Source organism: Mesorhizobium sp. 01N446, assembly GCF_056399285.1.
The window spans coordinates 78,078-98,765 of sequence record NZ_JBFTRA010000004.1 but is presented as its reverse complement, the minus strand read 5'-3'; the positions used below and the strand labels follow the sequence as shown (position 1 = coordinate 98,765).

General features: G+C 62.7%; 18 protein-coding genes. 14 read left to right on the top strand and 4 right to left on the bottom strand.

Annotated elements, in window-relative coordinates:
• Positions 1 to 6 precede the first annotated feature (6 nt).
• The gene (locus AC1DPX_RS17370; protein ID WP_202354341.1) at positions 7 to 942 is read right to left on the bottom strand and encodes a LysR family transcriptional regulator; all 936 of its coding nucleotides are present in this window, start codon (positions 940 to 942) and stop codon (positions 7 to 9) included.
• 116 nt (positions 943 to 1,058) lie between these two features.
• On the opposite strand from AC1DPX_RS17370, the gene AC1DPX_RS17365 reads away from it, so the two are divergent.
• The 13 genes from AC1DPX_RS17365 (at position 1,059) to lpxB (ending at position 14,193) form a co-directional block, all read left to right on the top strand.
• Positions 1,059 to 1,601: a nuclear transport factor 2 family protein gene (locus AC1DPX_RS17365; protein ID WP_477238377.1), complete on the top strand. Its 543-nt coding sequence runs from the start codon at positions 1,059 to 1,061 to the stop codon at positions 1,599 to 1,601.
• Positions 1,602 to 1,638: 37 nt separating this feature from the next.
• Positions 1,639 to 2,748, top strand: a complete 1,110-nt coding sequence (locus AC1DPX_RS17360) for an aldo/keto reductase (RefSeq protein WP_477238375.1) — start codon at positions 1,639 to 1,641, stop codon at positions 2,746 to 2,748.
• Between the two features lie 159 nt (positions 2,749 to 2,907).
• A complete protein-coding gene (gene pyrH, locus AC1DPX_RS17355) occupies positions 2,908 to 3,630 on the top strand; it encodes a UMP kinase (protein WP_202359409.1) in 723 nt (240 codons plus the stop codon).
• A gap of 108 nt (positions 3,631 to 3,738) precedes the next feature.
• The gene (frr, locus tag AC1DPX_RS17350; protein WP_095200157.1) at positions 3,739 to 4,293 is read left to right on the top strand and encodes a ribosome recycling factor; all 555 of its coding nucleotides are present in this window, start codon (positions 3,739 to 3,741) and stop codon (positions 4,291 to 4,293) included.
• 32 nt (positions 4,294 to 4,325) lie between these two features.
• Positions 4,326 to 5,060, top strand: a complete 735-nt coding sequence (locus tag AC1DPX_RS17345; protein WP_202354344.1) for an isoprenyl transferase — start codon at positions 4,326 to 4,328, stop codon at positions 5,058 to 5,060.
• Positions 5,057 to 5,872, top strand: coding sequence for a phosphatidate cytidylyltransferase (locus AC1DPX_RS17340; protein WP_202354345.1), 816 nt, complete (start codon positions 5,057 to 5,059; stop codon positions 5,870 to 5,872). The genes AC1DPX_RS17345 and AC1DPX_RS17340 overlap by 4 nt, the downstream gene beginning before the upstream one ends.
• A 95-nt stretch (positions 5,873 to 5,967) precedes the next feature.
• A complete protein-coding gene (rseP, locus tag AC1DPX_RS17335; RefSeq protein WP_202354346.1) occupies positions 5,968 to 7,110 on the top strand; it encodes an RIP metalloprotease RseP in 1,143 nt (380 codons plus the stop codon).
• 217 nt (positions 7,111 to 7,327) lie between these two features.
• Complete coding sequence (gene bamA, locus AC1DPX_RS17330) at positions 7,328 to 9,703, top strand: outer membrane protein assembly factor BamA (protein WP_477238373.1); 2,376 nt, start codon at positions 7,328 to 7,330, stop codon at positions 9,701 to 9,703.
• Positions 9,704 to 9,779: 76 nt separating this feature from the next.
• Positions 9,780 to 10,835 (top strand): UDP-3-O-(3-hydroxymyristoyl)glucosamine N-acyltransferase, encoded by a 1,056-nt coding sequence (gene lpxD, locus AC1DPX_RS17325; protein ID WP_202354348.1) that lies wholly within the window; start codon positions 9,780 to 9,782, stop codon positions 10,833 to 10,835.
• On the top strand, positions 10,828 to 11,295 hold the full coding sequence (fabZ, locus tag AC1DPX_RS17320; RefSeq protein WP_202354349.1) for a 3-hydroxyacyl-ACP dehydratase FabZ: 468 nt from the start codon (positions 10,828 to 10,830) through the stop codon (positions 11,293 to 11,295). The genes lpxD and fabZ overlap by 8 nt, the downstream gene beginning before the upstream one ends.
• 13 nt (positions 11,296 to 11,308) lie before the next feature.
• Positions 11,309 to 12,142, top strand: coding sequence for an acyl-ACP--UDP-N-acetylglucosamine O-acyltransferase (gene lpxA, locus AC1DPX_RS17315; protein WP_202354350.1), 834 nt, complete (start codon positions 11,309 to 11,311; stop codon positions 12,140 to 12,142).
• Complete coding sequence (locus tag AC1DPX_RS17310) at positions 12,114 to 13,028, top strand: LpxI family protein (protein ID WP_477238371.1); 915 nt, start codon at positions 12,114 to 12,116, stop codon at positions 13,026 to 13,028. The genes lpxA and AC1DPX_RS17310 overlap by 29 nt, the downstream gene beginning before the upstream one ends.
• Positions 13,021 to 14,193, top strand: coding sequence for a lipid-A-disaccharide synthase (gene lpxB, locus AC1DPX_RS17305; protein WP_477238369.1), 1,173 nt, complete (start codon positions 13,021 to 13,023; stop codon positions 14,191 to 14,193). Before AC1DPX_RS17310 ends, lpxB begins: the two co-directional genes overlap by 8 nt.
• 31 nt (positions 14,194 to 14,224) lie before the next feature.
• Here the strand turns inward: lpxB and gltA are convergent, their stop codons facing one another.
• Positions 14,225 to 15,553, bottom strand: a complete 1,329-nt coding sequence (gltA, locus tag AC1DPX_RS17300) for a citrate synthase (protein WP_019858188.1) — start codon at positions 15,551 to 15,553, stop codon at positions 14,225 to 14,227.
• A 183-nt stretch (positions 15,554 to 15,736) separates the two neighbouring features.
• Positions 15,737 to 17,161 (bottom strand): glutamate--tRNA ligase, encoded by a 1,425-nt coding sequence (gene gltX, locus AC1DPX_RS17295; protein WP_477238367.1) that lies wholly within the window; start codon positions 17,159 to 17,161, stop codon positions 15,737 to 15,739.
• A gap of 102 nt (positions 17,162 to 17,263) precedes the next feature.
• On the opposite strand from gltX, the gene AC1DPX_RS17290 reads away from it, so the two are divergent.
• Positions 17,264 to 19,714, top strand: coding sequence for a ComEC/Rec2 family competence protein (locus AC1DPX_RS17290; protein ID WP_477238365.1), 2,451 nt, complete (start codon positions 17,264 to 17,266; stop codon positions 19,712 to 19,714).
• Here the strand turns inward: AC1DPX_RS17290 and lexA are convergent.
• Positions 19,708 to 20,445: a transcriptional repressor LexA gene (gene lexA / locus AC1DPX_RS17285; RefSeq protein ID WP_202354355.1), complete on the bottom strand. Its 738-nt coding sequence runs from the start codon at positions 20,443 to 20,445 to the stop codon at positions 19,708 to 19,710. The genes AC1DPX_RS17290 and lexA overlap by 7 nt on opposite strands.
• Between the last annotated feature and the right edge of the window lie 243 nt (positions 20,446 to 20,688).

The window sequence follows — 20,688 nt, the reverse complement described above, 5'->3', positions numbered from 1 at the left end:
ACCGCTTTATTCCGAAAGCATTTTTCGGCCGGATGTCCGCAGGGATGTCCGGCCGATTTCTTGTGCGGTGTCGATAAAGGCCCGCAGTTTCGGCGCCATCGCCGCCCGGCGCGGGAAGTAGAGGAAAAGGCCAGGCTCCTCGATTGCTGATTGCGGCAGGACCTGCACCAGGCGGCCGGCTGCAAGATCGTCGCGCGCCAGCGGCTCGAACAGATAGGCAAGGCCAACGCCTGCAAGCGCCAGGTCGATCGCCGCGAGCGAATCCGTGACGATGACTGTACCGCCGGTCTCCATGACGACGTCCTTGCCGTCCTCGGTCAAATCCCAACGGTAGAGCGCACCGGAGCGGACAAGCCGGTAGCCGATGCAATTGTGGTTGGCGAGATCGGCCACCCTGCGCGGACGGCCATGGCGCCCGATATAGGTGGGAGAGGCGACGATGACGGCCTTGAACGGGGGCGTGAGCCGCACCGCCACCATGTCCTGCGCGATCATCTCGCCCAGCCGGATGCCGGCGTCAAAGCCTTCGCCGACAATGTCGACCAGCCCCTGGTCGGCGAAAATCTCCACGGTAATGTCCGGATAGCGCTCCGCCATCGCCGCCACCACAGGCGTCACCGCCAGGGGGATCGCGATGTTGGAGGCGTTGATCCTGAGCAGGCCGGAGGGCCTGCCCTTGACGCTGCGGATTCGATCGATCCGCTCGCCAATATCCTGAAGGGCAGGGGCCGCGGTTTCCACCAGCGCCTTTCCGGCCTCGGTCAGCGAAACGCTGCGCGTCGTGCGCGCGAACAAGGGCTGGCCGATACGCTCCTCAACGAGGCGCACCGCATGGCTGACCGCTGACGGGCTCATGCCGAGTTCGGCCGCGGCGAGCGCGAAGCCGCCACGCCGGGCAACGGCAACGATGACAGGCAAATGCGTGAGGAGATCGCGGTCCATTCATGAATGATATCGCATAGTCTTTACGAACAATGCAACCTTATCGATGCCAAGGCAGCGGTCCACATTGTCGCCAACACATCGGCAATCTGCCGATGGCATCGAGGAGAAGAGACATGAATGTGTTGAAGCACGTAACGTTCGCGGCAGGCATGGCGCTGGGGCCGATTGATGCCGGCGGGGCGGAGCCTTCCCGCTGGCAGGCGCTAGCGGACGAGCGCGCCGTCATCGGCATTGCCGACGCCATCGACCGCGCCGTCGACGCGCAGGACTGGAAACTGGCGCGCAGCCATTTCGCGGATCGGGTCACCGCCGATTTCAGCAGCCTGTCCGGCCAGCCGGCCGCCAACATCGCTTCGGACGACCTGATCGGCGCCTGGGCCGGCAACCTCAAGGGCTCGAAGACGAGCCTGCACCTGCGCACCAATCACCTGGTCGTTCTTGAAGCGGATACGGCGACGGTCCGTTCGAACGGCTATGCCTGGAACCGCATGGAAGGCAATGGTGACCCGCTTTGGGAGGTCTGGGGCACCTATGAGCATCACCTGACGCGCTCGGCCGCCGGCTGGAAGGTCGATGGCTTCGCGTTCCACATGACGCATGAGCGCGGCAATCCTTGGGTCAAGGCAACGCCGGGCAATGCCACCGCGGGCCAGTGACGCCACGGCATTCACCAGCAAGCATTGGAAGACGATCATGACCATGACCTACTACACGCTCGGCAATAGCGGCCTCAGGGTCAGCCGGCTGGCGCTCGGCACCATGACTTTCGGCAAGGAATGGGGTTGGGGCGCCGACAGGGACACGGCCCGCGCCATGTTCGACGCCTATGTCGAGGCGGGCGGCAATTTCTTCGACACGGCGGATCTCTACACCAGCGGCACGGCCGAAGCCTGGCTTGGTGAATTCATCGCCGAGCGGGGCTTGCGCGACACCGCGGTGATCGCCAGCAAGTTCACCATGAACATGCAGCCGGGCAATCCGAATGCCGGCGGCAACGGCCGCAAGAACATCATGCGGGCGGTCGATGCTTCGCTGAAGCGGTTGGGCACCGACTATATCGATCTCTATCTCATGCATGTGTGGGACAGGCTGACACCGGCCGAAGAGGTCATGCGCACGCTGGATGACCTGGTACGGATGGGCAAGATACGCCATGTCGGCCTGTCCGACGTGCCGGCCTGGTATGCGGGGCGGGCGCAGGCGATTGCCGAGCTGCGCGGATACGAGCCGATTTTGGCCTTGCAGCTCGAATATTCCCTGGCCGAGCGTTCGATCGAGAATGAGTTCGTGCCTTTCGGCACGCGCCATGGCGCCGGCATCATGGTCTGGAGCCCGCTAGCCAGCGGGCTGCTCAGCGGCAAGTATCGGCCGGCTCAGGCCGGAAATGCCGGCCGGCTCGATGGGCTCCGCAATTCCACGCATCCGGGCTTCCAAAAATTCACGGAGCGCAATTGGGCCATCGTGGCCGAACTCGAGAAGGTCGCATCCGAGCTCGGCCGCAGCATGCCGCAGGTCGCGCTCAACTGGGTGGCGACGCAGCCTGGGATCGCCACCGTCATCCTTGGCGCGACGACGCTTGGCCAGATCAAGGACAATCTTGGCGCGCTGGATTTCGAGATTCCGGCAGAGCTTCGCGACCGGCTGGATATGGCCAGCAAAACGCCGGCGCCGTTCCCCTATTCCTATTTCGGATCGCAGATACAGGCGCGCGTCACCGGTGGCGCTGCAACCGGCGACAAGCCCTCCGGCTACGTGTCGCCGGTGCTTGTCGAGGGCGAGCCAGCCAGCGTGTCCACCGACTGATCGATCCGGCAGGTTGCCACCAATTTGCCGGTCCGGCGCCGCGTGACATCGCGGCGCCCTTCGTGTATCGGAACTCGGCATCGTGCCAATGTTCGGGCGCGGCGCCTGCGCGAGGGCGGCCAGCCAAGGCGCGACCACATGAAAAATGACGAGGACCAGATGACGGTGAAGCCCCTCTACCGACGTGTCTTGCTGAAAGCATCCGGCGAAGCGTTGATGGGGGAACAACATTTCGGCATCGACGTCTCGGTCGTGGATCGCATCGCCGCCGACATTGCCGAGGCCCGTGCGCTGGGCATCGAGGTCGGCGTCGTCATCGGCGGCGGCAATATCTTTCGCGGCGTGGCTGTCGCCTCCAAGGGCGGAGACCGCGTCACCGGCGACCACATGGGCATGCTTGCCACGGTCATCAACTCGCTGGCGCTGCGCACCTCGCTGCACAAGATCGACGTCGATGCCGTGGTGCTGTCGGCGATCGCCATGCCAGAACTCTGCGAGAGTTTTTCGCAACGCCAGGCAGACGCTTACATGAACCAGGGCAGGGTGGTGATCTTTGCCGGCGGCACCGGCAACCCGTTCTTCACCACTGATTCGGCCGCAGCGCTGCGCGCGGCCGAAATCGGCGCCGATGCACTGTTCAAGGGCACGCAGGTCGACGGCGTCTATTCGGCCGACCCGAAAAAGGATCCGAATGCGACGCGTTTCGAGCGCATCAGCCATGCCGAAGTCATAAATCGTGGCCTTTCCATCATGGATACCGCTGCGATTGCACTTGCGCGCGAAAACAACATTCCGATAATCGTCTATTCGATCCACGAAAAAGGTGGTTTCGGCGATATTCTGAGGGGCGGCGGCCGCTGCACGGTCGTCGCGGACGATTGATCCGGGGCCTGATCCCTAGAAAAGGGATACCGACTTTCGAAATTCAGGCTCGAACGGGGCCGTGCCCCGAGGCAGTGAACCCGCGGCAGACGGGTCGAGGAGACTAAGATGAGTGGTGAGTACGACGATCTCAAGCGGCGCATGGATGGGGCAATCGCCGCGTTCAAGCATGACCTGGCTTCGCTGCGGACCGGCCGCGCCTCCAGCAATCTGCTCGATGCCATCCAGGTGCAGGCCTATGGCACCACCATGCCGATCAATCAGGTGGCCAACGTCACGGTGCCGGAACCGCGCATGATCTCGGTGTCGATCTGGGACAAGTCGATGGTCGGCGCCGTCGACCGCGCTATCCGCGAATCCAATCTGGGCTTCAACCCGATCGTCGACGGCACCAATCTGAGGATTCCGCTGCCGGAACTCAACGAGCAGCGCCGCAAGGAACTGGTCAAGATCTCGCACGGCTATGCCGAGAACGCCCGCGTCGCCGCGCGCCATGTGCGCCGCGACGGCATGGACTTCCTGAAGAAGGCCGAGAAGGACGGCGCGATCTCCGAGGACGATCAGCGCAAGCGTTCCGATCAGGTCCAGAAGCTTACAGACGAAACGATCAGCACCATCGATCATCTGCTTTCCGACAAGGAAGCTGAAATCATGCAGGTTTAGGGTTGGCCGCCGGCTGACCCGAAAGCGAGATCATGACAACGCCCGCGCATGTCGCGATCATCATGGATGGAAATGGACGCTGGGCCAAAGCGCGCGGCATGCCGAGGCTTGCCGGTCATCGCGCCGGCGTCGAGGCGCTGCGCAAGACCGTGCGCGCGGCGCCTGATCTCGGCATCTCCTTCCTGACCGTCTATGCTTTCTCGTCGGAGAACTGGTCACGGCCGAAGTCCGAGGTCAGCGACCTGATGGGGCTTTTGAAGCTGTTCATCCGCCGTGATCTCGCCGAACTGCACCAGAGCGGCGTGCGGGTCAGGATCATCGGCGACAGGGCAGGGCTGCAGGCCGACATCCGAGGTCTGCTCGAAGAGGCCGAATCGCTGACCGCCCGCAACGAGTCTCTGACGCTGGTCATTGCCTTCAACTATGGCGGGCGCGACGAGATCGTCCGCACGGCGCGCAAGCTTGCCCTGGCCGCGGCGCGCGGCGAAATCGATGCCGAATCGATATCAGCCGAAAGCTTTGCCGGCGCTCTCGACACGCAAGGCATTCCCGATCCGGAACTGGTCATACGCACCAGCGGCGAGCTGCGCCTGTCCAACTTCCTCTTGTGGCAGGCCGCCTACAGCGAGCTCGTCTTCCTGCCTTGCTATTGGCCTGACTTCAGCCGCGAACACCTTGCCGAGGCGTTGCGCGAATTTGCCGGCCGCGAGCGCCGTTTCGGCGGAGTGGGCCCGCAAGACGTCGCTTCGCGACCGGCCGCGGGATGAGCAACCTTCAACTCCGCGTCATTTCAGCGGTCGTGCTTGCCGTCATCGCTCTTGGCCTGACCTGGCTTGGCGGCCTGCCTTTTCGACTGCTGTGCGCAGCCATGTCGGCGATGATTTTTTACGAATGGACCCGCATGTCGCGGCCGGTCGCGGCCAAGGGGCTGGGCTTCCTGCCCGAGGCGCTGGTCGTCGTTTTCATCGGCGCCTTGATTGCCGGGCTTGCCGCGTCCTGGCTGCTGCTGCTTGTGGTGATTCTGATTGCCGCAACGGCGATTGCCGCCCTGGTTCGCAAGACCGGGCAGTGGGAAGCGAGCGGTCTTGCCTATGCCAGCGTGTCCGGCCTGTCGCTTGCCCTGCTGCGTGATGGCGACCATTCGGGCCTCGTCGCCATCCTGTTCCTGTTCGCGGTCGTCTGGGCGACCGACATTTTTGCCTATTTCGTCGGGCGAGCCGTCGGGGGTCCCAAACTGGCGCCATCTATTTCGCCCGGCAAGACGCGTAGCGGCGCGCTCGGTGGCGCTGTCGGTGGCGTTGTCGCCGGGGTCATGCTGGCAGCGGTCGCCGGTGCCGGGAACCTGGCCTTGCTCGGCCTTGTGGCCCTTGTGCTTTCGATTGTCGCGCAGGCTGGAGATCTGTTCGAGTCCTGGGTCAAACGGCGGCATGGCCGCAAGGATTCGGGCGTGCTCATTCCGGGTCATGGCGGCGTCATGGACCGTGTCGACGGACTTGTCGCGGCGGCTCTCGCCCTATACGTCATTGGCTGGATTTCGGCGGGCGCCGATCATCCGGCGCAGGGGCTGTTTCCGATTTGAACGGTGTCGTTTCACGATCTGGCGCGGGCGTGCCTTGGATTCGCCTGGATTGATGTCACAGTCACGGCGGCAGCGGAAGAATTTGAGGGCATGAGTTGAACGGAATTCTTCACGCGATTTTCGGCACGGAAGGCTTGTTCCTCGGCACGCTTGTGCCGTTTCTGTTCGTGCTGACCGTGGTGGTGTTCGTCCATGAGATGGGCCACTACCTCGTTGGCCGCTGGTGCGGCATCGGGGTCAGGGCCTTCTCGATCGGCTTCGGTCCCGAACTCATCGGCTTTAACGACCGGCATGGCACGCGCTGGAAGCTCTGCGCCATACCGCTTGGCGGCTATGTCAAATTTGTCGGCGATATGAACGCGACCTCCAGCCAGCCCACGTCGGAAGAGCTCGAAACGCTGACCGATGAGGAGCGCAAGGTTGCCTTCCACACGCAGGCCATCTGGAAGCGTGCGGCGACCGTGGTGGCCGGCCCGCTGTTCAATTTCCTCCTGACGATCGTAGTCTTTTCAGTGCTGTTTGCGTCCCATGGGCGTTATGTCGCAGAGCCCATGGTGGCGGAAGTCACGGCAGACAGTCCGGCGGCAAAAGCCGGCATCCAGCCGGGAGATCGATTCGTCAGTGTCGACGGCAGCAAGGTCGAAACCTTTGGCGATGTGCAGCGGCTGGTCTCGGGCCGCGCCGGCGATATCATCACTTTTGTCATGCTGCGTGACGGTAAAGAAGTAACGGTGACCGCGACGCCACAGCTGATGGAGCAGCAGGACGCGCTCGGCAACAAGGTCAAGGTCGCGGTGATCGGCGTCGTCAACAACAAGGAACTCGGCCAGCCCCGTCTCATCACCTACACACCAGTTGGGGCGGTTGCGGCTGCAGTGGAGGAAACAGGCCACGTCATCGAGCGCACCGGGCAGTTCCTGCAGCGCTTCGCCGTCGGGCGCGAGGACAAGTGCCAGTTGGGCGGTCCCGTCAAGATCGCGGACATGGCCGGCAAGGCGGCGAAACTCGGTTTCGAATGGCTGGTGCAGCTCGTCGCGCTGCTCTCCGTCGGCATAGGTATTCTAAACCTTTTGCCGATTCCCCCCCTCGACGGCGGCCATCTGTTGTTCTACGGGGTGGAGGCCGTCATTCGCCGTCCGGTGTCGGAACGGATGATGGAAATGGCCTATCGGGCTGGTCTGCTTCTGGTCTTGTGCTTCATGGGGTTCGTGTTCTGGAACGATCTGTTTGGATGCTGAAATCATGAAGAAATTTGGCTTTGTCATGGTCGATGTTGAGACGCCGTTTACCATGCACGGGGATATGAGTGACGCGAAAGCCACGCACCAGGGTTAAGTAAATACAAATTAACCAGAAGCCTTGCGTGTAGGGAAAATCCGGTTAATACGGTAGGGGAAATTACCGCACGTCCGGTTTTCTCGCCGTGGGGACTACGAGAAAAGGTTATTAAGCCCGATGAAGGCAGCATCCAAGTTTCTGAGCGCCGCGTCAGCGGCGGCACTGTCCGCCGCTCTGGTCGTGCCAGGTGCGCTCGCAGTACAATTCGTTGCTACATCGGCGGCTGAAGCCGCTGTCGTCAGCAGGGTGGAGGTGAGCGGCAACCAGCGTGTCGACGCCGATACCATCCGCAATTACATCACTATCAAGCCGGGCAAAGCCTTCTCCAGCGCCGACGTCGACGCGGCCGTCAAGGCGCTGTTCGGCACCGGCCTGTTCTCGGACGTCCAGATCAACCAGGTCGGCTCGACGCTGGTGGTCAAGGTTGCCGAATACAAGGTCGTCAACCAGGTGCTGTTCCAGGGCAACAAGAAGCTCAAGGACAATGCGCTTGAAGCTGCGGTTCAACTGAAGCCGCGCGGCACATTCTCGCAGGCGACGCTCGATTCCGACGTCGAAGCGGTCAAGGCCGCTTACAGGCGCATCGGCCGCGATGATGCCGGCGTGACCACGCAGGTCATGGAACTCGGCGACAACCGCGTGAACGTGGTGTTCCACATCACCGAAGGCGACCGTACGCAGATCGCGGCGATCAATTTCGTCGGCAACAGCGCCTATTCGAGCCGCCGTCTGTCTGATGTGATCAACACCAAGCGCTCGTCCTGGGTGTCGTTCATCCTGCGCGACGACGTCTATGACGAGGACAAGCTGCGCGCCGACCAGGAGCTGCTGCGCCGCTTCTACTACAATCACGGCTATGCCGATTTCCAGGTCGTGTCGGCTGTCGGCGAACTCGACAACGCGACGAACAAGTACACGGTCACCATCACCGTGCAGGAAGGCGAGCGCTACAATTTCGGCGATATCAGCGTCGAAAGCACGATCCCGGAAGTCGACTCCAAGTCGTTGGAAGCGGTGGTCGAGACGCGCAAGGGCGATGTCTACAACGCCAAGGATGTCGAAGACTCCATCATCGCCCTTACCGAGAAGGTGGCTGGTTCGGGCTATGCCTTCGCGCAGGTGACGCCGCGCGGCGACCGCAACTTCGAAAACCACACGATTTCGGTGGTCTATACGGTTGATCAGGGCACCAAGGCCTATATCGAGCGCATCGAGATCCGCGGCAACGACCGTACGCGCGACTACGTCATCCGCCGCGAGTTCGATGTCAGCGAAGGCGACGCGTTCAACCAGGTGCTCATCCAGCGCGCGAAGAAGCGCCTGGAAGACCTGAATTATTTTGACAAAGTCGAAATCTCGACCGTGCCCGGCTCGCAGCCCGACCAGGTCGTGCTGGTGGTCGATGTGGTCGAGAAGTCGACCGGTGAATTCTCTGTTGGCGCCGGTTATTCGACCGGCGGTGACTCGGCAGGCCCGTCCGTCGAGGGCTCGATCACCGAGCGCAACTTCCTCGGCCGCGGCCAGTTCATCAAGCTATCGGCGGGCGGCGGCAAGAATTCGCGCGACTACGCCGTATCGTTCACCGAGCCGTATTTCCTCGGACGGCGCATCGCAGCCGGCTTCGACATCTACAAGTCGACGCGAGAGTACAACAACAACTACGACAGCGACACCGTCGGTGCGACGGTCCGTTTCGGCCTGCCGATCACCAACAGCATCACGACCCAGCTGGCGTACAATATCTCTCAGGAGAAGTATAAGGTCGATAACAGTTGCAGTCCCACGGATGCGGTTCCGCAGGGCACCTGCAACATTTCCCAGGCCATCCTGGATGGTATCGAGCAAAGCCCCTGGATCAAGTCGTCTGTCAGCTTGGGGTTGGTCTACAACACCATCGACGACATGAAGAACCCTCATGAGGGCATCTATGCCAACACGACCGTCGAGGTCGCGGGTCTCGGTGGCGATGCCAAGTTCGTGAAGATCACCGGACGCGGCAGCATCTATCAGACGCTGTCCGAGCAACTCGACCTTGTCGGCCTCATTTCAGGCGGCGCAGGGCATGTCGAGGGTTACGGCAACGACGGCGATCTGCGCATCTTCGATCACTTCCAGAGCACCGACCGCATGATCCGCGGCTTTGCCTATGGTGGTATCGGCCCGGTAGCCAGCGACACCAGCGGCGACCATCTGGGCGGCACTACCTATTTCAACGCTTCGGCCGAGGCCCAGTTCCCGCTGCCGGTCGTTCCCGAGAGCTTCGGCCTGCGTGGCGCGGTGTTCGCCGATGCGGCGACGCTTTATGGCAGCAAGATCGCAAGCGGCTTGGTCAATCCAGATTCTACTGGCATGAAGGTGCGTGCTTCTGTCGGTGTCGGCTTGATGTGGGCCTCGCCGTTCGGTCCGATCCGTATTGACTATGCGATCCCGGTCAAGAAGGAAGCGAGCGACGACGTGCAGGAATTTAACTTCGGCATATCGACCCGCTTCTGATCGGCGGCCAACGATGCTCCCGGGTTCCTTTGGATCCGGGAGAAATGTTCCGACCTAGCTGGATATAGCTTCTGGAATGACCGATCCGGTGTTCTTCGCGCCATCACGCCGGTATACGGCGGCCGAAGTCGCGAATCTGACCGGCTCGGTGCTTGTCGATTCCGGCCAATCCGACGTTTCGATCGAGGCGCTCGCGCCGGCCAACGAAGGCGGCGCCAATGCGCTCGTCTTCGTCGACGGCAGGCGCAATTCCGCGTTGATGCCGTCACTGCGTGCGGCCGCGGTCCTGTGCCCGGCGGAATTTGCCAACAAGGCGCCGTCCGGCGTTGCCGTTTTGACTCATCCGCGTCCGCAACAGGCATTCGCGCTGGTCGGCCGACTGCTGTTTCCGACAGCCGCGACGCCGGGTCCAATGACCGGTGAAACCGGTGTTTCGCCGCATGCCCATATCGATCCGACCGCGCATGTCGAGGCTGGCGCCATCATCGAGGCCGGTGTGGTCATCGGGCCAGGCGTCTCGATCGGCCGCGGCACTGTCATCGCGCCAAACGCGGTCATCGGACAATCCTGCCAGATCGGCCGCGACGGCTATGTCGGCCCGGGCGCCAGCATCCAGTATGCGCTGATCGGCAATCGGGTCATCATCCATGGCGGCGCCAGGATCGGTCAGGACGGCTTTGGTTTTGTCGGCGGTGCCAAGGGTCCCGAACGCGTTCCCCAGATCGGACGGGTCATCATCCAGGACGATGTCGAGATCGGTTCCAATTCCACCGTCGATCGCGGCGCCATGTCCGACACGATCATCGGTCAGGGCACCAAGATCGACAATCTCGTGCAGATCGCCCATAACGTCCGCATCGGTCGCAATTGCATAGTGGCTGGACTTTCAGGTATCTCCGGTTCCGTGGTCGTGGGTGACAACGTTACGATGGGCGGCGGCGTCGGGCTTGCGGATCACTTGACCATCGGCTCAGGAGCCAAGCTTGCCGCCAGAAGTGGATTTATGAGCAATGTTCCCGCCGGCGAGATCTGGGGCGGTTATCCGGCACAGCCGATGGCGGAAGCCATGCGGGAGATAGCCATGTTGCGCACGATGGCAAGGGCACGCAAACAGGGCAAGGACAATGGCTGATATGGTGGCGGCGACGACGCTGGAAGCGGTCGACATAATGGGGCTGATGAAGCTCCTGCCGCACCGCTATCCCTTCCTGATGATCGACCGCATCGTCGACATCGATGGCGACGATTCCGCCATTGGCATCAAGAATGTCACCATCAACGAGCCGCATTTTCAGGGGCATTTCCCGGAGCAGCCGGTGATGCCGGGCGTGCTGATCGTCGAGGCCATGGCGCAGACGGCGGGCGCCATCTGCATCCGAAGCCTTGGAGCGTCAAAGCCGTCGCTGGTCTATTTCCTGACCATCGACAACGCCAAATTCCGCAAACCGGTCGTTCCCGGCGACCAGTTGAAGATCCATGTCAAGAAAATCAAGAAGCGCGGCAACCTGCTCAAATTCGCCTGCGAAGCCCTGGTCGATGGCACCAAGGCGGCCGAGGCCGAGATTTCAGCCATGATGGTCACCGGCGACTGACGATCGAGTGCTTATGAAAATCGAGACTTCAATCCATCCCTCCTCCGTCGTGGAAGAGGGCGCTCAAATCGGCCAGGGTGTGCGCATAGGGCCGTTCTGCCATGTCAGCGCCGATGCCGTGATCGGCGATGGTGTCGAACTGGTCAGCCATGTCTCGGTCATGGGCGCGACGTCAATCGGCGCCTCGACCAAGGTCTATCCGATGGCGACATTGGGCGCACCGCCACAGAACACCAAGCACAAGGGCGGTCGCACGACGCTGGTCATCGGCGCCAACTGCACCATCCGTGAAGGCGTGACCATGCATGTCGGCACCGACACCAGCCGCGGCGAAACGACAGTGGGCGACAATGGCAATTTCCTTGCCTACGCCCACATCGCCCATGATTGCGTTGTCGGCAAGAATGCCACCTTTGCCAATGGCGCGACGCTGGGCGGCCATTGCGAGATTGGCGACAACGTTTATATCGGCGGCCTCAGTGCCGTTCATCAATTCGTGCGTGTCGGCGACAACGCCTTTCTTGGCGGGTGCTCGGCTTTCGTTGGCGACGTCATTCCCTATGCCATTGCCGTCGGCAACCGCGCCTCCTTGCGCGGTTTGAACATCATCGGCCTCAAGCGCGCCGGTCTGCCTCGTTCCGAAATCTATCTGCTGCGCAAAGCCTACCGGACGATTTTCGACCGCTCCCGCACCGTCGGCGAGAACATCGAGTTCGCCAAGGCCGAGTTCGCCTCTTCGCCGACGGCCATGAAGATCATCGACTTCATCAGCAGTCGCGGCAAGCGGCACTATGCGGTGCCGTCGCTCAAGGGCGGCGATGGCGACGATACCGATGATGAAGACTGAGACCGCTTCTGCCGGTCTTGATCTCCCGGCAGATGCCAGGGTCGGCATCATCGCCGGCGGCGGCAGTCTTCCGGTCGAAGTCGCGGCCGGCTCGGCCGGGCAGGGTTATCCGCCCTTCATCGTCCTCATGGAAGGCGAGGCCGACCGTCTGTCGGAATTGTGCCGTTATGAGCATGAAACGCTTGCCCTGGAGGCGATCGGCTCGCTTGTTCCACTGCTCAAACGCCACCGGATCACCCATCTGGTGCTTGCCGGCGAGATCAAGCGCCGGCCAAGACTGACGCATCTGCGCCCAAGCCTCAGCCTGCTCGCTGTGATACCGATTGTCGTCATGGCGCTGGCGCGCGGCGACGATGGCCTGTTGAAGGTGGTGGCGCGGGGTCTCGAAGCCCGAGGGATAAAGGTCATGGGCGCCCACGAAATCGTGCCGAAGCTGGTCGCCGCCGAAGGGGCCTTGACCAAAGCGGTACCGCAGAAGTCGGACTGGCGCGACATCGAGGCAGGCTTTGCAGCGGCGAAGGCCATCGGTGCGCTGGATATCGGCCAGGCGGCTATCGCGGTCGGCGGCCGGGCCATTGCGCTCGAAGGTATCGAGGGAACGGCCGGATTGCTCGACCGTACAAGGCTGCTGCGCGGCCATGGCCGTATCGCAGGCAAGACGCGCGGCGTCCTGGTCAAATGCGCCAAGCCTAGTCAGGAACTGCGCGCTGATCTTCCATCCATAGGGCCACAGACGGTCGACGCGGCCCATGCGGCGGGGCTCGCCGGCATTGCCGTCGAAGCGGGGCGCTCGCTGATCCTCGAAGGCCCCGCAACCTTGTCGCGCGCCAATGAACTTGGCCTGTTCATCGTCGGCCTGGCCGCAGCGGAGCCGGCGCATGGCTGACAGGGCGTTGAAGATTGCGATCGTCGCCGGCGAGGAATCGGGTGATCTGCTCGGCGCCGACATCGTGCGTTCGCTGCGCCAGGCAACTGGCCGCGAGGTAAAGCTCGTCGGCCTCGGCGGCCGGCATCTCGGGGAATTGGGCCTGGAGTCGCCCTTCGACGCCGGTGAGATCGCGCTGATGGGTTTCAGCGCCGTCCTGCGCGATCTGCCGCGCCTTGTCAGGCGGATCGGCCAACTGGCCAAGGCCGTTGCCGAGGAAACGCCGGACTGCCTGATCACCATCGACAGTCCGGACTTTTCCTTGCGCGTCGCCAGGAAGGTGCGGGCGTCCAATCCATCGATACCGATCATCCATTATGTCTGCCCGAGCGTCTGGGCCTGGCGGCCGGGCAGGGCTGTGGCGATGAAGCCCTATGTCGACCATATCCTCTGCATCCTGCCGTTCGAGGTGAAGGAGCTTGACCGGCTGGGCGGCCCGCCCGGCACCTATGTCGGGCACCGCCTTACGCATGATGCTGGCGTGCTTGCCGCCCAGATGGCGCAGGCCCTGCCACGCGATCTTGCCCAGGACCGCATCAAGACATTGCTGGTCCTGCCCGGCTCGCGGCGCGATGAGGTGCGACGGCTGATCGACACGTTCGGCGAGACCGTGTCGATGCTGCGCGCGCGCGGACATCGTCTGCGTCTGCTGCTGCCGACGGTCCCGCATGTCGCCGACCTCGTCAAAGCCTCGGTCAACCGTTGGGACGAGAAACCCGAAATCATCGTTGATCCGCAGCGCAAATGGCAGGCTTTCGGCAAGGCCGATGCCGCGCTGATCGCATCGGGAACCGTATCGCTCGAACTGGCTTTGGCCGGTGTGCCGATGGTGTCGTCCTACAGGCTCGATCCCATCGCACGCACCGTGGCGCCCTATTTCGTTTCCGTCTGGTCGGCGCTGTTGCCCAATCTGATCGCGGATCGCGCGCTCATCCCGGAGTTCTACAACGAGTACGTCAAGGCGAACAATCTGGCTCGCCAACTGGAAGCATTGTTCGCCGACAGCGGCATGCGCGCCTGGCAGAAGGACGGTTTTGCGGAGATCGCGCGGCGCATGGCGACGGACAAGCCGTCAGGCGAGATCGCGGCGGGCGTTGTGCTTCGTCATATAAAAAAGGCGCCCTGAGAGGCGCCTTTTTCGATTCAAGCCTTTTCGATCATCGCTTGGCGATCGGCACGTAGTCGCGTTCCGGCGCACCGGTGTAGAGCTGGCGCGGCCGGCCGATCTTCTGGCGCGGATCCTCGATCATCTCCTTCCACTGCGCGATCCAGCCGACGGTGCGGGCGACCGCGAACAGCACGGTGAACATGGTGGTGGGGAAGCCCAGCGCCTTCAGCGTGATGCCGGAATAGAAGTCGACATTCGGATAGAGTTTCTTCTCGATGAAATAGGGATCGGTCAGCGCGATCTTTTCCAGTTCCATGGCGATGTCGAGCAGCGGATCGTCCTTGATGCCGAGTTCGCCCAGAACCTCGTGCGCAGTCTTCTGCATGATTTTCGCACGCGGATCGTAGTTCTTGTAGACGCGGTGGCCAAAGCCCATCAGCCGGAACGGGTCGTTCTTGTCCTTGGCGCGGGCGATGAATTCCGGGATATGATCGACATGGCCGATCTCGCCCAGCATGTTGAGCGCCGCTTCATTGGCGCCGCCATGGGCCGGACCCCACAGGCAGGCGATCCCGGCGGCGATGCAGGCGAACGGGTTGGCGCCCGACGAGCCGGCGAGGCGAACCGTCGAGGTCGAGGCATTCTGCTCGTGGTCGGCGTGCAGGATGAAGATGCGTTCCATGGCGCGTGCCAGCACCGGGTTGATCTTGTACTCCTCGCACGGCACCGCGAAGCACATATGCAGGAAGTTTGCCGCGAATCCGAGATCGTTCTTCGGGTAAATGAAGGGCTGGCCGATGTGGTACTTGTAGGCCATGGCCGCGATCGTCGGCATCTTGGCGATCAGCCGCATGGAGGCGACCATGCGCTGGTACGGGTCGGAGATGTCGGTGGAGTCGTGGTAGAAGGCCGACAGCGCGCCGACCACGCCGCACATCACCGCCATCGGGTGCGCGTCGCGGCGGAAGCCGGTGAAGAAGCGCGACATCTGCTCGTGCACCATGGTGTGGCGCGTCACGCGGTAGTCGAAATCGTCCTTTTGCGCCTTGGTCGGCAGTTCGCCGTAGAGCAGGAGATAGCAGACTTCGAGGAAGTCGCCGTGCTCGGCCAGTTGGTCGATCGGATAGCCGCGGTGGAGAAGAATACCGGCGTCGCCGTCGATGAAGGTAATCTCGGATTCGCAGCTTGCGGTCGAGGTGAAACCGGGATCGTAGGTGAAGGCGCCGGTCGTGCTGTAGAGCGAGGCGATGTCGATCACGTCGGGTCCGACGGAGCCGCTTCTCACCTTGAATTCATGGGTCTTGCCGGCGAACTGAAGCGTTGCGGTTGCCTCTTGGTTCGCGCCGCCCACATCCAGTTTTTTCGCAGCTTCGGTCATTGCAAACTCCTTGTTGTTTCCTCATGCCGGCAAAGGCAAATTCTGCAGAGCGACACGTCGAAATCACCGCAATGCGCGTATTCGCCACCGCATTTTAGGAGGTGCGTGCCAGATTGGGCCAAGGCCTAATGTTGCACTGCGAAACGCGCCTTTCAATGCCAATCTTCTTGGGCCAGTTTGCTCCTAATCGATTTGATCCGCTATGCGCGCCAGGCTTTCCTCGCGCCCAAGCACGGCAAGCACGTCGAACACGCCGGGGGAGGTGCTTTTGCCGGTCAGCGCGGCCCGCAATGGTTGGGCCACGGCACCAAGCTTGTGGCCACCGGCCAGCGCATAATCGCGGATCGCGGCCTCTGCAGCGGCAGCCGTCCAGTCACTTGCAAGCGCGGTCAAAGCTTCGTGAGCGCCGCGCAGGATCTTGCGGGCATCGTCATTGAGCAGAAGGGCCGCCTTCTCGTCGACCGGCAGCGGGCGCGTAGCAAACAGGAAAGCGGCGCCATCGACAAGCTCGACCAGCGTCTTGGCGCGCTCCTTGAGGCCTGGAAGGGCCTCCAGCAACTGCGCCTTGTTCGTGTCGTTAAGGCGTGCGGCCATCGCCGGACCACCCTCGAGATAAGGCAGAGTGGCGATGAAGATGTCCAAAAGCTCCGCGTCGGCCATGCGTCGCATATGCGCGCCGTTGATCGCTTCCAGCTTGGCGAAGTCGAAGCGGGCCGCACCCTTGTTGACGTCGCCGATATCGAACCAGGAGATCATGTCCTTGATCGACATGATCTCGTCGTCGCCATGGCTCCAGCCCAGGCGCGCCAGATAGTTGAGCAGCGCCTGCGGCAGGTAGCCCATGGCCCGATAGGCCTCGACGCCGAGCGCGCCGTGGCGCTTCGACAGCTTGGCGCCGTCGGCGCCATGGATCAGCGGGATGTGCGACATCGACGGCACGTCCCAGCCCATGGCGTTGTAGATGACGGTCTGGCGGGCGGCGTTGGTCAGGTGGTCGTCGCCGCGAATGATGTGCGTGACACCCATGTCGTGGTCGTCGACGACGACGGCATGCATGTAGGTCGGGTTGCCGTCCGACCGCAGGATGATGAAGTCGTCGAGATCCTTGTTGGGGAAGCGCACCTCGCCCTGGACACGGTCGTGGACGATCGTCTCGCCCTCGGTCGGCGCCTTGATGCGGATGGCGCCCTTGACGCCCGCAGGCGCCTCGGAGGGGGCACGGTCGCGCCACTGGCCGTTGTAGCGCGGCGGCAGGCCCTTGGCGCGTGCTGCCTCGCGCATTGCCTCAAGCTCTGCCGGCGTCTCGTAGCTGTAATAGGCCTTGCCCAGACGCACGAGTTCCTCGGCGACCTCACGGTGGCGCGGCGCGCGCTCGAATTGCGAGACCGCGTCGCCGTCCCAGCCAAGGCCGAGCCAGGTGAGACCGTCCAGGATGGCGGCCGTTGCGGCATCGGTCGAACGCTCGCGATCGGTGTCCTCGATGCGCAGCAGCATCGTGCCGCCTGTGTGTTTGGCATAGAGCCAATTGAACAACGCCGTGCGCGCGCCGCCGATGTGCAGATAGCCGGTGGGCGAAGGGGCAAAACGGGTGACGACCTTGTCGGACATGAAACTCTCGGAAACCATCTGAAGCGGGGTGCGGCTGCGCGGACTTTCGCGCGCCCGGCGTTCATGTAGCATAGGGCGTCAGGGGTGCAAGGGGCAGACCCGATGGCTGGACGAGGCCGGGGCTCAAAACAGGGCGAGGACGCCAACGTTGGCGTCAGCGAACGGTCCCTGTTTGCGATCCCTCCGCCAGCCTCATTGCCGCCATCGCCCCTTGTGCCCGCGCCGGGCAGTCAGCCGTCGCAGGCGGATATCCAGGCGCCACTTCCGGCACCTGCCTCGGGCCGGATTGTGCGTGTGCGCCGGCAACTCGGGCGGGTTTCCTTGCCTCGCCTGCGCCATGGCGTGGCGATGGCGGCGGAGCTGGAGCTGGATCGAGGCATCGCCTTCCTGCTGGTGCCGGTCTGTCTCGCCGCTGGTGCGATCGGCTACTATTCGCTCGCAGTGGAGCCTGATTTTGCAAGACCTGTCGCCGTGGTCGTGCTGATGGCGATCTGTGCGCTGGTTTCGCGCTCCTGGCCGAAAACCCATCTGGGCTTCATGGCGGCATTGCTGTGTGCGCTCGGCCTGCTTGCCGCCAAGGTCGAGACTTGGCGGGCGGGCACGCAGATGCTGGGTTCGGAAATCTCGACGCAAGTGACCGGCCGCGTGGTCTCGATCGACCGCATGGAGACCGGCCGCATCCGGCTCACCATCGACGTGACATCGACCGCCCGGCCGACACTGCGCTATGCGCCGGAAAGGGTCCGGCTTTCGGCGCGCAATATTCCGGCGGAAGTGACCGCGGGCTCCATGGTCACGGGCTACGCCAAACTGCTGCCGCCGACCGGTCCGGTGCGGCCGGACAGCTACGATTTCTCATTCGACAGCTATTTCGCCGGCATTGGCGGCAGCGGCTTCTTTCTCGGCAATCCAAAGCTGGTTTCCGCCGACGACGAGATGCCGCTCTCGGCCCGGCTTTTCTCAGGGATCGAAAATGCTCGCGAAGCCATTGCCGACCACATCAGGGCCACGGTCGGCGGTGCCGAAGGCGAGATAGCGGCTGCGCTCATCGTTGGTGTCCGCGCGGGCATTCCCGATGAAATCAACGAGGCGATGCGGCGCACCGGCATCTATCACATCATCTCGATCTCCGGACTGCATATGGCGCTGGTTGCCGGCACCATCATGGGTCTGCTGCGCGGCGCCTTCGCGCTGTTTCCGGATTTTTCCGCGTGTCGGCCGGTGAAGAAATACGCCGCCGCCGCGGCCCTTTTCTCGATCGCGGCCTATCTCGTCATTTCCGGCGTCGTCGTTGCCGCCGAGCGCAGCTTTATCATGCTGGCGGTAATGCTCATTGCTGTCCTGTTCGATCGCGCGGCGCTGACTATGCGCAATCTGGCGATCTCGGCGATCGCCGTCATTGTGGTGTCGCCCCACGAAGTGGTCGGCCCGAGCTTCCAGATGTCGTTCGCCGCGACCGCGGCTTTGGTTGGTGCCTATGCCGGCTGGGCGGATCACCATGCGGGAAAGACGAGACCGCCACCGCCAAAGCGGTCCTTGCCGGGCTTTCTCACACGAAAATTCCTGATGGCGACGGGCGGGTTGGCGATGACCTCCATCATCGCAGGCTGCGCCACGGCGCTGTTTGCCATCTGGCATTTCCAGCGTGTGTCGCCGCTCAGCCTGTTCGCCAATCTGGCCGTTATGCCGATCGTAACGGCGGTGATGTTCCTGGCGGTAGCCAGTGCGTTGCTGATGCCGTTCGGATTGGATGCGCCATCCCTTTACCTGATGGGCAAAGGCCTGACGGCAATGATCGCCATATCGGCATGGATATCGGAACGCTCGCCGATCGATGCTGTCGGGCTGATTTCCCAGCACTCCGTGCTGCTGGTGACCATCGCACTGGTTATCGCGACAATGGCGACGACCTGGCTGCGGCTCGCGGCCGTGCCATTCGCGCTTGCCGGCCTGCTGACGGTGTCGGATACGCGCACGCCGGATGTGCTGATCTCGGAAGATGCGCGGCTGGTTGCGCTGCCAATCGGCCGCGGCGAACTCGCTGTCAGCCGGGCTCGTCCGAACGAATTCACCGTCGACAACTGGAAACGCGCGCTGACATCCGAAACCATCATCGTGCCGGAAATGTTCAGCAAGGCGGACGGGCAATTCGACATTGCCGATGCGGTCAACCTGCCGCCGGGAGCGCCATTCTATTGCACGGACGGTGTCTGTCTTGCCCGGCATCCGTCCGGCGCGATCATTGCGCATGTCGAAGACCGCAAGGACACCTGGAAGGCCTGCGGTTTTGCCGATCTGATCGTCGTCAATGACGCGACGGGCTATAATGCCTGCCACAATCCGCTGGTTCTTGTCGTCACCAAACGGCAACTGGCCCGCAAGGGCAGTGCCGCCGTCTTCTTCGACCGCCAATCGGCGACCGGTCCGCCAATTGTCAGCTTCGCGGTGGACGGCCCGTACCGGCCCTGGCACGAGCAGCGAAAATTTTCACGCGAGGCGAGGGGGCTGCCGCCCTATCAAAAACCCGAAAAGCCGTCCGCTCCTGCTCAGTAACGCCGGATCAGCCCGACCAGCTTGCCTTGCACCTTGACCCTGTCCGGTCCGAAGATACGCGTCTCGTAGGCTGGGTTGGCGGCTTCAAGGGCGATCGAGGCGCCCTTGCGGCGGAACCGCTTCAAGGTTGCTTCCTCCTCGTCGACCAGCGCCACGACGATCTCGCCCGGGCTTGCCGTGTTGGCATTGCGGATAATGACCGTGTCGCCATCGAAGATGCCGGCCTCGATCATCGAGTCGCCCTTGACTTCCAGCGCATAGTGCTCGCCGCCCATGATCATGTCCGGCGGCACCGAGATCGAATGCGTCTGGTGCTGGATGGCATCGATCGGCACACCGGCGGCGATGCGGCCCATCACCGGGATCGAAACGGCGGATACCGCGTCGTCGTCATTGCCGGCCGCCGGCAAGCGCGACGGCGCCGGCTTGATCTGGCGGCCGAGGCCGCCCTGACCGAGACTACCCTGGATGACGCTCGGCGAGAATTTCTTTGCCGCGTTGAGACCCGGCGCGATCGAATCCGGCAGCCGCAGCACCTCCAGCGCCCGCGCCCGGTTGGGCAGCCGGCGAATGAAGCCGCGTTCCTCCAGTGCCGTGATCAGGCGATGGATGCCTGACTTGGAGGCGAGATCGAGCGCTTCCTTCATCTCGTCGAAGGAAGGCGGAATGCCACTTTCCTTGAGCCGTTCATGAATGAACATCAGCAGTTCATGTTGCTTGCGTGTCAGCATGGCGGCCCCCAAGGCATTGAACGAAGGGTGTGAACCAGAATCGAAAAACAAACCCAGAACAAACACTATCTGTTCCAGTTGTGTTCCGCAACTGTTTAAAGTTTAATGAATTTGTTAAGGCCTCAGAAATTATCTGGCCCCCGGCAGCAGGGGGCAAGCGACCACGGCGCCATCGGCACATGCATTGAAATTATTTTGGTTAATGGCCTGTGGCCTACCCCAGGGTGCGCTTTGGCATCAGGC

Coding starts and splice junctions, on each gene's coding strand:
- AC1DPX_RS17370 (WP_202354341.1), bottom strand. CDS start 942: ATGGACCGCGATCTCCTCACGCATTTGCCTGTCATCGTTGCCGTTGCC.
- AC1DPX_RS17365 (WP_477238377.1), top strand. CDS start 1,059: ATGAATGTGTTGAAGCACGTAACGTTCGCGGCAGGCATGGCGCTGGGG.
- AC1DPX_RS17360 (WP_477238375.1), top strand. CDS start 1,639: ATGACCATGACCTACTACACGCTCGGCAATAGCGGCCTCAGGGTCAGC.
- pyrH (WP_202359409.1), top strand. CDS start 2,908: ATGACGGTGAAGCCCCTCTACCGACGTGTCTTGCTGAAAGCATCCGGC.
- frr (WP_095200157.1), top strand. CDS start 3,739: ATGAGTGGTGAGTACGACGATCTCAAGCGGCGCATGGATGGGGCAATC.
- AC1DPX_RS17345 (WP_202354344.1), top strand. CDS start 4,326: ATGACAACGCCCGCGCATGTCGCGATCATCATGGATGGAAATGGACGC.
- AC1DPX_RS17340 (WP_202354345.1), top strand. CDS start 5,057: ATGAGCAACCTTCAACTCCGCGTCATTTCAGCGGTCGTGCTTGCCGTC.
- bamA (WP_477238373.1), top strand. CDS start 7,328: ATGAAGGCAGCATCCAAGTTTCTGAGCGCCGCGTCAGCGGCGGCACTG.
- lpxD (WP_202354348.1), top strand. CDS start 9,780: ATGACCGATCCGGTGTTCTTCGCGCCATCACGCCGGTATACGGCGGCC.
- fabZ (WP_202354349.1), top strand. CDS start 10,828: ATGGCTGATATGGTGGCGGCGACGACGCTGGAAGCGGTCGACATAATG.
- lpxA (WP_202354350.1), top strand. CDS start 11,309: ATGAAAATCGAGACTTCAATCCATCCCTCCTCCGTCGTGGAAGAGGGC.
- AC1DPX_RS17310 (WP_477238371.1), top strand. CDS start 12,114: ATGGCGACGATACCGATGATGAAGACTGAGACCGCTTCTGCCGGTCTT.
- lpxB (WP_477238369.1), top strand. CDS start 13,021: ATGGCTGACAGGGCGTTGAAGATTGCGATCGTCGCCGGCGAGGAATCG.
- gltA (WP_019858188.1), bottom strand. CDS start 15,553: ATGACCGAAGCTGCGAAAAAACTGGATGTGGGCGGCGCGAACCAAGAG.
- gltX (WP_477238367.1), bottom strand. CDS start 17,161: ATGTCCGACAAGGTCGTCACCCGTTTTGCCCCTTCGCCCACCGGCTAT.
- AC1DPX_RS17290 (WP_477238365.1), top strand. CDS start 17,264: ATGGCTGGACGAGGCCGGGGCTCAAAACAGGGCGAGGACGCCAACGTT.
- lexA (WP_202354355.1), bottom strand. CDS start 20,445: ATGCTGACACGCAAGCAACATGAACTGCTGATGTTCATTCATGAACGG.